Consider the following 241-nt stretch of genomic DNA (forward strand, 5'->3'; position numbering starts at 1 on the left):
CCGCACGGATCTGGAGTTTGAGATGGGCTGGGGTGCTGGGGAGGTGCGGCACCTGGTCGCGTTGGCTAACCAGGCCGCGTCCGTGCGGGTCCCGGTGGCCTCGGCGATGGCCTCGGGGGAGGCCTCCTGGCGGTTGGTGCGGGGCTACCTGAATGCCGCCGGGCACCTGCCCACGCACCTGGCCGCCGGGGTCGCGGGGGCCCTGTTCGGTACCGATGCGTCGGTGGCGGCCACCGAGCGG

General features: G+C 74.3%; 1 protein-coding gene. It reads left to right on the top strand.

The genetic code is table 11. From position 1 onward, the window contains the following. Nucleotides 1–22 precede the first annotated feature (22 nt). On the top strand, nt 23–241 hold a 219-nt coding region (locus MWU75_RS19710; RefSeq protein ID WP_247094156.1), incomplete at its 3' end, for a hypothetical protein.

The sequence above is a fragment of the Ornithinimicrobium sp. F0845 genome (assembly GCF_023015765.1).
Taxonomy (GTDB): domain Bacteria; phylum Actinomycetota; class Actinomycetes; order Actinomycetales; family Dermatophilaceae; genus Ornithinicoccus.